Raw genomic sequence first — 16005 nt, 5'->3', positions numbered from 1 at the left:
TTTAGCTAATAGGTTACTTGATTTTAATAGACATTAAAATTGTTCAGACATAACCAATGCAAAACCTTTTCTCTTAAAAGATATAATTCAAAGGACTGGTCGGTAGGAAAGTATTTTATGAATTCCTCTGACGCCGCCTCATCCTCTGTGTATTTCGCTTTTTCTAAAACAAATTCTTCAGTGGTAACTTCAATCTGTTCCATGTTGCAAATCTCATTAATCACCAGGTTTTCCATAATCATTTGTCTGGTTACTTTTTCACAGTCCATTCTAAAATATGCGTCGTTTTCATTAATTTGCATTATTCGGTCAATGTCAGGAGGATTTGAATTCATAATTGACCTTTTAGTTTGTTCAATTATCGTATTTAAAGCTTGATCAAACTCATCTTCATCAAATTCGTAACTGGAGTTGTCGATAATCGTTTTCAAAACTAAGTCCCTTTTTTGTTGATAAATATTGGCTAAACCTCTGGATTTCAGTATAGCCGCATACTTTGCTTTCATTTCGTCCAAGGTACGGCAGTCCGGTTCCATTTTTTGTACTAAGTCATCTGTGATTTCCGGTATTTTTTTATAAAGGACATCCGTAATCGTTGCGTATAAATTAACTTTTTTATTCCTGATCCTTTCAATGACACAGGTCTCATCAAAATCAATTTCCATGCTAAAGCTTTCCCCCAATTTTTTGCCGATAGCGTTCATAAACTCTTTTAAGTAACTCTTATCACCTACTTTATACTGCAGTTTGTTTTGGCAAAATTCCGGGACTAAAATTCCTCTTTCCTTGGCCTCGACTTTAATTATGATGACATCTTCCTCTTCGACGGTTGTGTTCTGCTTGCACCAAATATTCACGGTATTTAGGATTGATTCAAGTACTGCTTTTTCTAAATCTTTTTGATCAAACCCTTTTGGTTCAGCCAGATTTAAATTTTTGTATTGACCAAGAATTAATTTATGCATTGTATTCCTCCTGTAAACATTATAACTATTTAAATTCTATCCCATAACTCCAAAATAAAACTTAATCATGATATACTTTTTGGATCATCAGGTTCTAATATTAGGGAAAGAATTTGCACTGCGTTGCTCATAATATGAGGAAGATGGCAGTACGAACTGATAAAAGATGAGCTGAAAAAAATTGGGCTAGATAGGTTAAGGGGACGTCGCGAAATAAAGTTTCGTTACGTCCCCTTCGTGGCTGTGATTAGTTACAGCCTTTTATGTTGAAGGTAAAAATATTTTTATTTTATTCTTCATAAAGCATAAGGTATTTATTTAGCTTTTCCACATCATAGACAATAAGCTTTTTCCCGTCCTTTCCTAAGATCTTTTCGTTTTTTAGTTTTTTTATGACATTGCATACCGTTATAAAATGCAACCCGGTAATTTGTGAAATATAGTTCTGCGGCAAAGGGATGTCAATAAGACACCTTCCATCCTCATATACACCTACCTGTAAAACAAGATTTCTAATCAGATGACATATTCTTGTTGTAGCTGTATCATAGGTTCTTTCTACTAGCCTTTCCTCAAAGTAGTTTGATTTTTGGCTTAAACCCTTAAGGATTTCTAGCGCAATCGTATTGTCATTGGAGATAATCTGCAGAAGCTGTCCACTTGTAAACATACATGTTTGGGTATTGCGAGTTGCGATAATTTGTAACGGACTGTCTTCCGAAGGAAAAAGCTCGTTAATGATAGCATTCTTTTCGGCAAAGTATTGAAAATGTTCCCTGCCACTTGAAGAAAGCCTGGAAACTTTAACTTTACCATCAATAATTAATAATAGTTTTTTCAAGTACTGGCCTGGAAGGATTATGGGATCTCCCTTTTTAAAGGTACACATTTCGCCCAAATTACAATAATCAATTAATGCAGGTATACCATAGAAATTTTCCGGCAAATAGTTTCTCTCTAAATAATCCATAATCATGCCTTATTTTTCTACTGTATAGAATAAATTCATTAGTTATTAGCCGGGATTTTAATTTTGTACAATTCCGGCCAATCAAGCCACCACTTAAATCTTGGAATGACCTCTGTGCCATACCCAAACATATCGTCAATTTTAACCAGTAGACTTGCAGATGTGCTACCGTTGGCGCCGATTGTAATACCCGCTTTATGGAACCAGGAGTCTTCCTTGGAGTTCCAGGGGCAGACCTTCATACATTGGGCACAGCAGACACCTTCTTCATTTTCAGTTCTGAAATGTAGACAAGCCTCCATATCAAAATTCCATCGCTTATAGCCATTATAAACTACTTCATCGTCATCATAGCTGATGGCCTGGGCGGGACAGGTTATGGCGCATTTCTTACATACACGGCAGAAGTCCTTGACACCAAATTCAATAGGCTTATCAGGAGCTAGCGGCATATTTGTCAACACACAGGCAATCTTGTGTCTGAAACCTAGTCTGGGATGAGCTGTCGCCTGAAGTACCCTGGGTTGTTCACCAAAACCGCAGGCAATAGCAACCGGAGTGCCAACAACATACTCTTTTCCCTGGTGAGAAGCAACAGCTTCATAACCGAGAGATCTGATATATGCGGCTATGGAAATGACAATTCCTGATAGAATCATGTCTGCTCTATTAGATTGAGAATTGGAGATACCGTCATAGCCGTTAGATCCCAAAAATGTTTCCAGATGTTTATCAACCAATATACCAATGACATATGGATGAGTAGCAGCACTTACAACATTAGGCTTACAAACTTCTTCGTAAGGTTTTCCCGCCATCATACCTGCCTTATCTGTAATCATGCTTTCCCAAGGTCCAAACTCCGGTGTCAGTCCTATGCCAACTTCGTCGGCGGCTAAAAAATAGGCAACATCTTTAATATTCATAGACATTTTTTCCGGGTCAGGAATAGGCAATTTGTCTTGTGCCGGTTTGCCTTCACAGAGTGTAGCTAAATTGTTGTAAACAGTTGCAAGTCCGGTGGCCAGCGGATAGCGACGGCTATCAAAGCTGAGTGTACCGTATTTTGATTTTGGTCCCAGCTCATTACGTATTGACCTCATAAAACCGCCGTCATACTGCCGGTACCTTGGTATCTCCCCAGTAATTTGCGTAGAACCTAACCATTCTTTGTTATGATTAACGTAGTTTACATTAATACCACCATAGTCCGCTTCCGGTTTCATCATAGACCATTGCCCGGGTTTTCCTTTTTCATAATTCAGCTTGTAGCCGAGATCTGCTGCTTTAGCTACGCCAGGAACCGCAGTTGCAGCCAAAACACCGGCAGTTGCAGCCAAAGCGGTACTGCCTAACAGAAAACTTCTTCGACTCATCTCTTTTTTATTAGTGCGATTTTCTTCTACGTTCTTAACGTCCTTATTCACTAAGACTTACCCCCTTTACTTTTGATTTACCTCCTAAGAAACCTAAGAAGCCTAAGAAGCGAGCCAAAATCAAACCAATTACGACTGCGCTGCCCATAAACACGAAGATAGAGACACTTACTGCCTTGGCATGGTTATAACCGGCATTAACATAGATAAAAGATACTCCTGTCCCAAAGTCCAAAAAGAAAACAACATAAAGAACCCAGTTAATCACAGTCAACCATTTTTTACCAGATTTCGCCTTGGGTAACATAATGTAAATAATCCCTGCCACGAAAAGAGCCCCAGCTAAAAAAACAAGAAAAGTCCCCATAATTTCACCTCCCTACCTCACATTTTTTTCTTAATAGTCCTTAGTGATAAGTATAGCTATTACCAAAAATATTTCTGTCATATTTCTAACAAAATCTCAATTTTGTCAAAGGTACCTAGAGAATCCGGAAAATAATTTTACATATTCTATTTTGGCTTATTATTGAGCGAGTCAAATATTCTTTAGTCGCTACTAAGCTCATAAAAAAAATTAGATACTATACTGTTCTCAATACTTATCAAATGTTAAAAATAATTTAACAAGGAGGTATGCCCATGCGGTTTGGCAGCACAGAGATGCCTATTGTCTTGATGGAAAATATCAAAAGCATTAAAAAACTTAAAAACGATATAATATAGGCAAAGAGCTGGAGAGCAAGCCTAATGCTGCGATTTAGGATGCGGAAGGAAGAAATAGATGTCAAGCATTACAATTTTCAGACAAATTCTAATAAAAGAATTAATTACAGAAGGTTCTAAGAGCAATACGACCAAACAAATCAATAAAGAGAGTCAGTCAATTTAAGATCGGTGAAGAAATAGTCCTTGCTTCCGTAGAAGGTCCCTACGAACTTCAAATCGGGCAAACCTTGCAAGAGGCTACCGCAGCGGAAATTGTAATCAAAGACGGGGTCGTTGTTGAAATTCGGAATTGTTAGATTTGTATTCGGTGATAGTCTCTTAACAAGACAGGAGAATGTTTTATGCGATTAACAATCGGTTCATCCTTGGGTTTTTCAGGAACAGTAAGAAGTGAAATAGCCAAAGGTGTATATGCCGTGGCAGATTTGGTGCAAACGACGATGGGTCCCCTGGGGAAAAACGTGATCATCGAAAGAAGATATGGTTATCCATTGATAACAAAAGATGGTGTAACCGTAGCCCGGCATATTGTCCTTTTAGATCCGGCTCCATCCGTTGGCGTAAAACTTTGTCAAGAAGTAGCACAAAAGACAAACGATTTAGTTGGCGATGGAACAACGACTTCCATTGTCTTGTTCGCATCTATGGTAAGGCAAGGGATGAAACTCTTGGAGGCCGGCTATAATTCACAACAACTGAAAAAAGGCATGGAGTTGGCTTTGCAATCAGCCTGCGACAAGTTAGAAAAAATGAGTATTCCTGCTGACTCGATTGAAAAAATACTGAGTGTTTCAACGGTTTCCTCGAAAGACATGAAAATAGGAAAGCTCATTGCCGAAGCCATGGAAAGGGTGGGTATAAACGGAATTATTACAGTGGGTTCCAGCCAACAAAAGAGGAGCTTCGTCGAAGTAAGTTCCGGTCTGGAAATTGAGAAAGGATATACCACCCCCAATTTCATTACCAAAGGTGACCGTATGGTGATTGAACTTGAGGAAGCGTTTGTGTTTATGACTGACTGCCCTATAACAACAGTCAATGAAATGGATAAGATTCTCAATTGGTGTGTCGCTAACAAAAGAAGCTTGCTGCTAATAGCCAATGATATTAGAAGAGATGCTTTAGGTGCTTTAGTCTGGGCCAAGAAGAGCGGCAGGGTAAACGGGGTAGCCATTGAAGCGATAGGTTCCGGACAGCAGAGACTAGATTTTCTTGAAGATATTGCGGTGTATACGGGTGGCAGTGTTGTCTCTACGTTGTTGGGAAGTTCTTTAGATAGTTGTAAGGTATCAACTTGCGGGAAGGCGGACCGGATCGTCGTGACAGGCGGGAAGACCGTTATAAGCAATGGTCAGGGTAAAACAGAGGAGATAGAAAAGCGCATCAGGCAGCTCAGAGCCTTGTTAGAGATGAGTTCTAGTAAAAAAGAGCAAGATGTTTTCAAGAATCGAATTGCCAATTTGTCAGATGGTATAGCTGTTATTCAAGTAGGGGGCATAACCGACATTGAAATGCAGGAATTGAAATACCGGGTGGAAGATGGGGTTCACGCAGCCCAGACAGCTGTGAGATCCGGTATCTTGCCGGGGGGTGGGAAAGCAGCCTGGTGGGTGGCCCAGAACTTAAAAGACGAACTTGAAAGTATAAAGCTGGCAGGCAAGAACGAATTAAATGATGGATTAGCAAAGGGTTATGAAATCGTGATCAAAGCCATGGAAGAACCCATGATCCAAATGCTGAAAAATGCCGGCAAAGACTATGTGCAAATTATTAAATCACTCAACTCCGTACAATCTTGGGTTGGCTTCGACATTGTTACCAATCAGATGACGGATATGCTGAGAGGAGGTATCGTAGATCCCAGTTTAACCATAATTAGCTCATTAAGGAACAGTATCAGTTCCGCTTCCATGCTATTAACCTGTGAGGCTGTGGTGGGTGAAGGGCTGTTTACCAAGTCTCAACCTGAGCTTAAAGATCTGACTACTTATTGAGTAAGTGTAGGAAATATTAAAGTATACCTTCAGAAACCGGCAGAGCTAATCTGAGTGCAGAAAAAGCAATTTTAAAATATTTATTCACAATTAAAAGCAAAAAGGGGTTAATTGCATGGAGTCTATGATTCTAAAAGGTGAAAAGGCCAGGAATGCTTTGGTCCGTGGGATCAACCTGGTTACCGATTGTGTGAAGGCAACACTAGGACCAAACGGACATAATGTCGTTTTTGAAGAAAGAAGGCCCCGTTTTCCTACGACTACAAACGATGGAGTAACCATCGTAGAGCGTATCGATCTCCAAGATTCCTTTGAGAATCTTGGTTGCAGAATTCTCCAGCAAGCCGCTGGACAGACGAATAAAATGGCTGGAGACGGAACGACTACTTCGATTATTCTGGCACAGGGGTTTGTACAGGAGGGAATAAAGAACGTTGCAGCCGGCGAGAATTCTTTGGATATATTGCAGGGTATGAGTAAGGCAATTGACTTAGTAATAACCAAGCTTAGAGAAAATGCCACTGAAGTAAAAACAATAGAACAAATCCAACAACTAGCGACCGTTTCATCCGGTGAGGAGGAAATTGGAGGAATCATTACCCAGGCCTATCAAAAAGTAGGAATGAATGGAATCATCCAGTTTGAACTGGGTAAAAAACAAGAAACAATCTTAGATATTGTGGATGGCATTAAATTTGCCAAAGGATATCTTTCTCCTCTCATGATCAATAAGCAGGAAAAGGCCTGTGTAGAGTTGGAGAATCCATTGATTCTGATTGTTGATGAGAGGATTACGTATATCTATCAAATCATGAGCGTTCTGGAAAGTGTTGTTTCCAGTCAAAGGCCCTTGCTTATTATTTCTGAGGACATCTCAATGGAACTATTGAAGTTGTTAGTGTCCAACAAAATAAATAGAACCATGGAGATCGCTGCCGTTACATCCCCTGGTTACGGGGAGAGGCGGAAAGCTTATCTGGAAGATATTGCCACACTTACAGGAGGAATGGTAATCTCTGAGGAAAATGGGATTACCTTGGAGGAAGTACTCAGCCAACATCTGGGCGGAGCTAAAAAAGTAATTGTCCAAAAAGAAAGCACTTCCATAATTGGCGGGTATGGTTCTAAGACCGAGATAGAGGAAAGAGCCCAACAAGTTAAAGCGCGCATAGTGGATGCCGAGGACGATTGGACCAAAGGTAAGCTTCGGGAGAGATTAGGATGGCTGAATGGAAAGATCTGTACTGTTAAAGTAGGAGGTGCTACAGAAGCAGAAGCGATCAGAAAACAATATTTAGTAGAAGATGCCTTGAACTCTGCAAGAGCAGGGATTGAGCATGGTGTTTTACCCGGAGGCGGAGTTGCTTTACTGGAAGCAGCAAAAATTTTGGAAACTGTTCAAAGTGCTAATAAGGGTGAAATGATAGGAAACAAAATTGTATCGGAAGTCTTAAAACTACCGGTAAAAATTCTCGCCGAAAATAATGGCCGTAACTCCTTGGAGGTTATCTCAGAAATCATGACTTTACCCCAAGGATATGGGTATGATGCATTAACAGACTGTTATGTGGACCTTGTGGAGCAAGGAATTTTTGACGCAGCAGAAGTAACTATTCAGGCATTGCAAAATGCTTATTCTGTTGCAGCTTTGGTCATTAATTCTGAGGGTTTAATCACCTATGAGGTCTGAAGGTCTCCATACAAATCCAAAAATTATTTAAATATATACTTGATTAATAAATAGAGGATAAAGATTTGTAAAAACACTTTGTTTGGGTAAGTATATGTTAAAAATTAAAATGGGTGGGTGTATGTGATGAATGTGATGAATAGTAAAGTTCATTTTTGTTTAAAAAATATACCGGCTTTTGATTCTCTGGACCAAAGAATACGTGACAAGATGTGCTCTTTTGCCAGCAAGAGATTATATAAAGTTGACGAATATATTTTTAAACAGGATGAGGCGGCTGATACCATTCTTATATTGATGTATGGCGTCTTGAAGCTTTTTAGAGTAAATGAATGTGGTACAGAAACCATTCTTGATTATGTATCTCCAGGTGAAATCGTCGGATACGATACTTTCTTCCAGCAAAATGTTTATAATTATACTTCTTGTGTTGCTGTAATAGAATCTAGAATATGTTGTATAGATCGGGCCAATTTTGAAAAACTTTTGATGGATGAACCCACTTTAATGCAAACTACATTATCTAAAATGAGCAATTATTTAGCTAATTTAAATCAAAATATATTGGGTAATAAGATTATGCATGCCAAAGAAAAATTAAAAAGCACTTTTTTATCTTTAGGCCAAGATCATGGTGTAGAAATCGAAGGCGGAATCAGAATCGATATAAAATTAACCCAGCAAGAAATTGCAGATTTGATTGGAATTTCCCGGTCGGTAGCCTGTCAATTAATTAACGAACTTGTTGATGAAGGATTCATTGATAGAAAAGGTAAGACTTACATTATTCGCAAAGAACATTTATGCCCTAATTTATTTATTATGAGTAAGTGGAAGGAATGTTAAAAAGAATCTAATTAAAAAAATGAACAGTTCGTTACATCATCATACAGAAAAGGCACCGAAATTTCGGTGCCTAAAAAATTATAGCCTAGCTAAATATTCGTTTGCTACTTACAATTTGATGCGTAAATTCAGCTATCTCTACCTTCCTGTTCAATCGGCATGACAATTTCCGTAACATACTTATTGGGGTTCCCCCTGAAAATCATTCCGGGACCTTTATGATAAATCTCCCTTATAAATGGTCCCAATGTACTTCCCGACGTCGCTGTACCTGCCTTTATAACGGATCGCGGCGACTGTCATTTCCTCAAATTCTTTCATTTCAATGTTGTAGTTCATACTCCCTGCAAGCAGTATAAACCCTCCACTACGGGGGAAAGTCAAGGCCATTATTCCTTTTTCTCTTTCTTTTTCTTTCGGGATAAGGACACCCCACCGAAGCCGCTGATCACAGCAATATAGAAGCCAAGATCATACCACCAGCCTGTATTTACAGTCTCATAGATGCTGATATTGTCCTTAAATAACCCGACAATCAGTGAAATGGGCGCAATCCACCCATGCCAAACGCCCCATAAAAACCCTGCCGGTCTTTCAGATGTATACGTGCCATCTCCCGGTATACATCCTGTCAATGTGAAGGAAATTAAGATTGCCATAATCATGAAGATGATATATTTCTTTTTCATATAGGCCTCCTTACAGCAATTACTTATTTTTATTCCGCCAGTATTTCCTTAATCAGGTCAATACCATTATAAGATATTTCTAGCAGAAGCAAAATAAGATTCAATATAGAACAATATTAAAATCAATCATCCAATACTCCCAGACAATACTCCCAGACAGCAGAGAGCCTGACTTAGAGCTATACATACCTCCCCTGCCGTATGCTTGACGGAATGGCAAATCTACTTTATTCTCTATTTATTGAAAATTTTTATTGCACGTGAACAGTGGCAGGAGATAAATCATGGACTACTTAGGCAAAAATATACGGAAGCTTGGTTTTGGTCTGATGAGGCTTCCGATGATCGAAAAAGAAATTGATATTGCGCAGACCAAAGAAATGGTTGATCTATTCATGGCCAAGGGTTTCACTTACTTTGATACGGCGTACGGCTACATCAACGGAAAGTCGGAAGCGGCCATAAAAACAGCCCTTGTTGACCGCTATCCCCGTGAGAGCTTTCAGCTTGCTACTAAGCTTCCGGCCTGGGCAGTCTCCACTGCCGCAGAGGCCAAAGAGATGCTCCATACTTCACTTAGGCGCACAGGAGCCGGATATTTTGATTACTATCTGATGCATAATGTGAGTGAAAGCCGCAAGAAAGTCTTTGACGACTTCGGTATTTGGGATTATATGCTGGAGCTAAAAGAAAAGGGATTTGCCCGTCATATCGGTTTTTCCTACCATGACAAGGCTGATTTACTCGATCGCATCCTGACTGAACACCCGGAGACAGAATTTGTTCAACTCCAGATCAACTATGCCGATTGGGAGAACGAATCCGTCCAGTCGCGCCAATGTTATGAGGTGGCACTTAAGCATAGCAAACCGATCATTGTCATGGAGCCTGTCAAGGGCGGCGCACTGGCCAACCCGGCCGGCAGTGTCCGGAAAATACTTGAAGAAGCCGATCCGAAAGCTTCTTTAGCCTCTTGGGCCATTCGCTTTGCCGCTTCTTTGGACAAGGTCATCACTGTCCTCAGCGGGATGTCTACCACCCAGCAGATGAAAGACAATCTTTCCTATATGGAGGATTTCCGGCCTTTAAGTCCCGAAGAAACGGCCGTGATCGTACGGGCACGAGAGGCTCTCCATGCGATTCCCTCTATCCCTTGTACCGCGTGTGCGTATTGTGTCAAAGGATGCCCGCAGCAAATTCACATACCGGTTTTTTTAGATGCCATGAACCGGAATATGATCTTTGGTGATTTACAAGGTGCGAAAAGGGCTTATCAAATTGCCTTGATGCTGGGCAGCACAAAGCCTTCCGCGTGTATTGCCTGCGGCAACTGTGAAGACGTCTGTCCTCAGCAGATCCATATTATTGATACGTTAAAGGATGCTGAAACTCTCTTGGCATAGGATTAATTCGTTTGCAGTTCAACCATCTTTGCTTGAATTGCATTCAACAAATCCTGCCAGGTCTTGTTATATTTTTTCAGGAACGGGATGGGGTCAATATGATCTGTTTCCCGATAGGCATAAGAGATATCCATATGGCTGAAGATATCCTTTTGAGGGTCCCAACCATACCGGATACAGGCATCTGCAACCAAAAGGACGGTCTGATCCCAGACCTTTTTAAACTGCTCGGGCTGATTTCCCTCCGGTTCACACATTTCTACGGAAAGGTACCTTTGGTTGGCTGTTTGGGCAGCATGCCAGGCCACTTCGTCTTCCGGGATCATTTGCACGGTTTCAGTCCAATCCGCAACATAATGGGTAGAGGAATAACGGTTAGGGTAATTAAAATATTGAACTATTCTCTGCGCGGTGGCCCCAGGGTCCGCTGTGGAATGAATCACAAATCCTTTGGGGGATAAAGGCGTGGCCGGCCGGTTGTAAGAGAGCAGCTGTATCCCCACTTTAAGACTCGGGAAACGGACCGGAAGCGTTCTTGACTCCGTGAGACTTCCTGAGCTTGGTCTGAGAATTCCTGAGCCATCTGCATCCGCAACCACCTTAAAAGTGTAGTTGCCAACGTCCTGAACGCTTTTGTCATTAAGCGTCAGGATTATTTTTTGACCGGTCGTAACGTTCAGCCCCGATATCTTGACCCTTTGTCCAGCATCGGAAATCTGTTCAGAGGTTAATGAATTTAAGATTCCGTTTATCGTGATTTTATCCTGTCCGGCTATCGCCAAGTACCTATCCGGAAGGAAGAACTCCACGGTTCCGTTGTTCATGTCCTCCCCAGGAAGATAGACCAGGTATATATTCTTAGTGGCTCCCACGATTGTACTCGCCGGAGATACTGAAAGTTTGCCATCGTTGGTATTGGCTAAATTAATGATCCGCTGCAGGACCGAAGATTTAACCGCATTCTCTCCGCCAAGTCCCGTCACAACCGTCAAAGGTGTGATCTTCCCTTTGAGATATTTTTGCGTGACCTCCGGCAGGGTGTCACGGACGAGAATAAGCGGGGATGATGATTTAGCAGCCAGTACAGCACCAGTCAAAGCATCGGCGAACTCTGTCCCTTTGGGCCCCTCACCCACCGCAACAAACAAGCGGGCAAGGTCTAATTGGCCGGAAAAGTGCTCTAAAACCGCTGCATTGGTGGCATAACGGTCAGACCCGGCTAACCGGAAAGCTCCCGGCACTTGTTGGGCTACCCCCTCGCTGATTACGCCTGTACCTCCAACAATATAGGCTTGCTGAATGGTCTGTTTTTGCACATATTCCTTGACGCTTTGCGGCAGCTTGTCTTTACCGGCGAGTAAGATCGGTATTTCCGCTTGTGCTGCCACCACCGCAATGGAGAGTGCATCCGGATAATTCTGCCCTGTCGCCAGAATCATCTTGTTGCTGTTTAACGCTTCGGCAATTTTTACTGATGTTTCATAGCGGTCATTACCGGCGAGACGAACAATCTCGATCACCCCGGCTTCACGCAGCGTTGTCTCAATCTCCGCAGAGATGCTGGAAGTCCCGCCTGTAATAAATACACGCTTGACACCAAGCCGTTGAATCTCACTCCGTGCATCAACATTCAGGGATTCAGACTCCGTCAGCAGGATCGGAGCATGATACTTCGCCGCCAGTGGTCCCGCGCAGAGGGCGTCTGCAAAGTCATCACCGCGGGCCAAGACAGCATACTCGGACGATTCCCATCCTCTCTGGGAAATGGCTGCCGCTGTCGCATAACGGTCTGAACCATAGATTCGATCGATTTGAGTCGTATCTGCATTTGCTGCGCTTGTCATCCATCCGGTGAAAAAAAGAAAACAAAGCATAAGCAATCCACCGGATCGAAGGTACCGTAATAATTTTATGTACAATCTGCTTTCCTCTTTTGTTTTATTTCTTGCCAAATCATGATGTTTCCATAAGAGAATTGTACTATATTCATTCCTTTCACTACCAGTTGATATGTTTTCCTCTCATGTAAATAGATGTAAAACCTCCAAACAAAAATTGTAAGGAGGTTTTGCGAATCCAGGATTTTATTTTTGAATAACCGGCATTACAATTTTGGTCAGAAGTTCACTCTCCGGAACATCGCTGGGGGCATTATAGTAGTATTCGTAATACTCGCCTGCCGGTTTGCAGCCGTTTTCTTCGATCCAGCGGAACATTTCGTTATAAGGCTGCTGCATCCCGCTATAGGGTCCTTTGTAAATGCAGCTGGCAAATCTGCCGGCTGGAATCTCCCGAGCATGAATGTCCTCCTTATCCGGGAAAAGCTTAGCAACGGGGAACCCCATTTCTACATCCAAGTTCTCCATATCCAGGTTGTAGTAGGCGGTATATGGAGCATCGATCGGCTGGACACCCAGTTCATTCAGATATCCCATGATCTTCCCATAGCTTTCGCCGATCACTTTCGGCAGTTCGGCCACGGCCGTTTTCGTCCTGACCACCAGAGCAGGCTGAGCTTTACGCTCCGAAAATTCAATTTGAAACATGACACTTTTCTCCCTTTCAAACATTTTTGTTCCATTCCTTCCCGTTTGCAGCAGTAAGCAATTAAATACCAGGGACCTCCGAATGATTGTTCCATTAATAACCTTTTTTTGCTCTTCTTAGAACGTATGTTTTATTGGTATTTTATACCATCAATAGATTGAGTGCAATAATTTTAGGTTAAAATTAAATGTTTTTTCATCCATCTTTTTTCATTTAGAAGTATGATTCCTTCTAAGCTGCTTAAAATAAAGACTGGAAAGGGCAAGTAAAAATAAAGGAGGGCTTATAATTAACAAAACAAAGTTAATTGCATTATCCCTAACCGTTGCTTTAATTTTTACTTTGTCATTGTCTTTCGTGGTAATTGCTGCTACGGAGCAGAATAGCCCGAACGTACAATCCCCATCCTGCTATGACAAAATGATCGACAGAATATCGCAAGAAAAGGGAATTTCTAAGGCAGAAGCTAAAGTCCAACTGGAGACAAAGCTCAAAGAAATCGCCCAGAAAAAAGGTATTACGGTCGAAGAACTGAAAAAGCGGATGATGGAAGGTAAATGCTGCAAAGGCCACGGAAAAATGGATGAAGCGAAACTTAAGGAAATCGCTGAAAAAAAAGGCATAACGGTTGAAGAGCTCAAGCAAAGAATCAAAGAATATCACAGCATCAAGGAAAAAGCTCTTCAGTAGAGGATAGATACCCTGCTGCCAATTGATTATTCTTGCCCTTTCCTTCTCCATTCACCTCAATACTGATCGCTTGAGCACTTATTTTCTTTTTTGTCAAATGATTGACTGCCATCCTCTCCTGGCTTCATCATCCACCTTCGGCTGCGTTAGAAAATTCATCCCGTCGAAAAAGAAATCAGCGAATTTGGCAAATCTACCTGTTTCCATTACGATATCGGCGTCCATAATGGATATAAAAATGGCCTGTTTTACAGGCCATTTTTGTCAATGATGATTTTACTGACCCTCTTCGCCATCGCCATGATTGTTAAAATCGGCGGATTCCCCAAAGACTCAGGGAACAGCGTTGCATCAGCGACATACAGATTTTCAGGCAGCTTGGGGCTGTGGAAGGTCACGGCTTCGTTTGCGGTAAGCGGCAGCATGCCGCCGGGGTGTCCGGCATTGACCGTTCCCAGGAAAATATCGTCTTTTTTTATCCCATACCTGCGAAGGATCTCGGTGCAAAGCCGGACTTCCTCCCGCAATCTTTCCTGATCTATATCGCTCAGCTTTTTTCTGATGTTTTTGTGATCAACCGTTCCAGCGCTTGAATCCGCCAGCTTAATCATCAGAGATACAATATCCTGAGCGGGGTACCGCCAGCTAGGATGAAAGAAAAAGCTCAGATAATCAAAATAAGGGGATAAAATAGCATGCTCCCTCTGTACGGCAAAGGGCATCGAAAGCTCTTTGTTCTGAAGGCTGCCCTTTTGCCGGGCAGCCACGCAAAGAACCGGATCAACAAACAGCCTGTTTTCGCATTCGATCCCCGAATTCTGAAGAATGACGGGGGTTGAAAATCCGCCTGCCGCCAGGATCACAAGATCTGCCGGATAAAATACGGTGTTGAAGTCTTTTTGGGCCTGAACCCCTTTTACGAGACCCTTTTCCATAACAAGCTTTACTACCTGGCAGCCTGTGATGAGCTTCGCACCCAAATCCTGTGCAGCGTTCAGAAATTGACGGCTGTCCCATTTGACATGATACGGGCAGCCCAGGACACATCTCCCACAGCCGGTACAGCGCTGATAATTGCCCAGCTTGGGCAGAGGCGCAGGCTTCAGGTCCATTTCCGTGCATATCTTAAACAGCCTTTTTGTGGAATTCTGCCATTTGGGCCAATGGTCATCGGTGACAGGGATTTCCCGGTAAAGCTCCTCAAATTCATCGTTTAGATCAATGCCAAGGTCCTTAAGCCCTTTGTCCATACGCAGCGCATTTCCTGCCGAAAGCGTGGTCGTCCCGCCTAAGCCCTTCCCGCTGACCATCACCATGCTGTCCGGGGTTTTCTTGACGCTCATCGACGGAAACAGCAGTTGTATTTCCCTCTCATCAAAGAACAGTCCGGTTTTTCTTAGCTTTTCCAGGACAGATAAATTAATAGAAAACGGCTTGAATTCCCGGCCTGCCTCCAGGACTGTCACCTGAAACTTCCCCTGCAGTTTCTTGGCCGCGGCAGCCCCTCCCGCACCGCTGCCGACGACGATTACCCTTTTCATGTTGAACCATCCTTACTTTTTTACCTGAAGTTCCCTTTGAAAATATCCTTGACAGCATTCATTGCCTTCCGTGATCCTGTGCTGGAAACACAGCCTGCCGCCGCCTGAAAGCCCTGCGGCCAGCCCTTCATCCAGCGCGGAAATCAGTTTGCAGACTTCCCCGGAATAATAACGGCTGAAATAGCACTGCTGGATCACGATTTCTCCCTGCCGGTCCCATTGAAAATCAATGTCGATCAACTGATAAATTACCTTCAATGCCGTAACAGCCTCTTCCCAGGTTCGGATATGCAGGGTCTTTCTCAAGTTCTGTCCGAATCGATCAGCATTTTGGTACAGCCGCTGTTTGACTTGTTCAACGGGGCGTCCGCCCTGTAAGACATTTTCTGCTTGTTCCTTGGTAAATAAAGCGTATTGCTGGAGAAGCGCAGCCGAAGAAAGCCCCTTTAGCTCCGGCGGCTCACTTTGGAAAGCATCCGCCGTTAAGCGGAACAATTCCTTCAGTTTTTTCCTCTTGATCCATTCAGGCAGGCAGCGTTGGATGATTTTCAGAAGCATCATTGAC

At 42.4% G+C, this 16005-nt stretch carries 16 protein-coding genes; 6 read left to right on the top strand and 10 right to left on the bottom strand.

Translation table 11 applies throughout. From position 1 onward, the window contains the following. Positions 1-23: 23 nt before the first annotated feature. The 4 genes from A7K50_RS10970 to A7K50_RS10955 form a co-directional block, all read right to left on the bottom strand. On the bottom strand, positions 24-965 hold the full coding sequence (locus A7K50_RS10970) for a hypothetical protein (RefSeq protein ID WP_119776205.1): 942 nt from the start codon (positions 963-965) through the stop codon (positions 24-26). A gap of 289 nt (positions 966-1254) precedes the next feature. Continuing rightward, the gene (locus tag A7K50_RS10965; protein ID WP_158582053.1) at positions 1255-1935 is read right to left on the bottom strand and encodes a Crp/Fnr family transcriptional regulator; all 681 of its coding nucleotides are present in this window, start codon (positions 1933-1935) and stop codon (positions 1255-1257) included. Between the two features lie 38 nt (positions 1936-1973). Next, positions 1974-3311 carry a reductive dehalogenase gene (locus A7K50_RS10960; RefSeq protein WP_119776334.1) on the bottom strand — a complete coding sequence of 446 codons (1338 nt, stop codon included), beginning with the start codon at positions 3309-3311 and terminating at the stop codon, positions 1974-1976. Between the two features lie 43 nt (positions 3312-3354). After that, positions 3355-3678, bottom strand: a complete 324-nt coding sequence (locus A7K50_RS10955) for a dehalogenase (RefSeq protein ID WP_119776202.1) — start codon at positions 3676-3678, stop codon at positions 3355-3357. Between the two features lie 484 nt (positions 3679-4162). Here A7K50_RS10955 and A7K50_RS14375 point away from each other — a divergent pair, with 484 nt between their 5' ends. From A7K50_RS14375 to A7K50_RS10935, 4 genes are all read left to right on the top strand, one after another. Next, positions 4163-4336, top strand: coding sequence for a YlqD family protein (locus A7K50_RS14375; protein WP_348980874.1), 174 nt, complete (start codon positions 4163-4165; stop codon positions 4334-4336). A 45-nt stretch (positions 4337-4381) separates the two neighbouring features. Then, positions 4382-6034 (top strand): chaperonin GroEL, encoded by a 1653-nt coding sequence (gene groEL / locus A7K50_RS10945; RefSeq protein ID WP_119776200.1) that lies wholly within the window; start codon positions 4382-4384, stop codon positions 6032-6034. Positions 6035-6149: 115 nt separating this feature from the next. Beyond that, entirely contained in the window at positions 6150-7724 is a 1575-nt protein-coding gene (locus A7K50_RS10940; protein WP_119776199.1) for a molecular chaperone GroEL, read from the top strand. 126 nt (positions 7725-7850) lie between these two features. Beyond that, a complete protein-coding gene (locus A7K50_RS10935) occupies positions 7851-8570 on the top strand; it encodes a Crp/Fnr family transcriptional regulator (protein WP_119776197.1) in 720 nt (239 codons plus the stop codon). A 216-nt stretch (positions 8571-8786) separates the two neighbouring features. Here A7K50_RS10935 and A7K50_RS14495 read toward each other — a convergent pair whose 3' ends face one another. Next, positions 8787-8909, bottom strand: coding sequence for a hypothetical protein (locus A7K50_RS14495; RefSeq protein WP_282432346.1), 123 nt, complete (start codon positions 8907-8909; stop codon positions 8787-8789). Positions 8910-8959: 50 nt separating this feature from the next. Then, positions 8960-9259: a hypothetical protein gene (locus A7K50_RS10925; RefSeq protein ID WP_119776196.1), complete on the bottom strand. Its 300-nt coding sequence runs from the start codon at positions 9257-9259 to the stop codon at positions 8960-8962. 284 nt (positions 9260-9543) lie between these two features. Between A7K50_RS10925 and A7K50_RS10920 the strand changes: the two genes are divergently transcribed. Beyond that, positions 9544-10662, top strand: coding sequence for an aldo/keto reductase (locus A7K50_RS10920; protein WP_119776194.1), 1119 nt, complete (start codon positions 9544-9546; stop codon positions 10660-10662). A gap of 2 nt (positions 10663-10664) precedes the next feature. On the opposite strand, the gene A7K50_RS10915 is transcribed toward A7K50_RS10920, so the two are convergent. Both A7K50_RS10915 and A7K50_RS10910 read right to left on the bottom strand, forming a co-directional pair. Further along, positions 10665-12536: a cell wall-binding repeat-containing protein gene (locus A7K50_RS10915; protein ID WP_119776193.1), complete on the bottom strand. Its 1872-nt coding sequence runs from the start codon at positions 12534-12536 to the stop codon at positions 10665-10667. Between the two features lie 210 nt (positions 12537-12746). Next, complete coding sequence (locus A7K50_RS10910; protein ID WP_119776332.1) at positions 12747-13208, bottom strand: GyrI-like domain-containing protein; 462 nt, start codon at positions 13206-13208, stop codon at positions 12747-12749. Between the two features lie 358 nt (positions 13209-13566). Between A7K50_RS10910 and A7K50_RS10905 the strand changes: the two genes are divergently transcribed. After that, the gene (locus A7K50_RS10905; RefSeq protein ID WP_119776191.1) at positions 13567-13899 is read left to right on the top strand and encodes a hypothetical protein; all 333 of its coding nucleotides are present in this window, start codon (positions 13567-13569) and stop codon (positions 13897-13899) included. Positions 13900-14147: 248 nt separating this feature from the next. On the opposite strand, the gene A7K50_RS10900 is transcribed toward A7K50_RS10905, so the two are convergent. After that, positions 14148-15440 carry a GMC family oxidoreductase N-terminal domain-containing protein gene (locus A7K50_RS10900; RefSeq protein WP_119776190.1) on the bottom strand — a complete coding sequence of 431 codons (1293 nt, stop codon included), beginning with the start codon at positions 15438-15440 and terminating at the stop codon, positions 14148-14150. A gap of 12 nt (positions 15441-15452) precedes the next feature. Then, complete coding sequence (locus A7K50_RS10895) at positions 15453-16001, bottom strand: hypothetical protein (protein ID WP_243103727.1); 549 nt, start codon at positions 15999-16001, stop codon at positions 15453-15455. Positions 16002-16005 lie beyond the last annotated feature (4 nt).

Source organism: Dehalobacter sp. MCB1 (assembly GCF_003590275.1).
In the GTDB taxonomy this organism is placed as follows: domain Bacteria; phylum Bacillota; class Desulfitobacteriia; order Desulfitobacteriales; family Syntrophobotulaceae; genus Dehalobacter.
The sequence above is the reverse complement of the archived record's forward strand: the minus strand, read 5'-3'. Positions and strand labels throughout refer to the sequence as shown.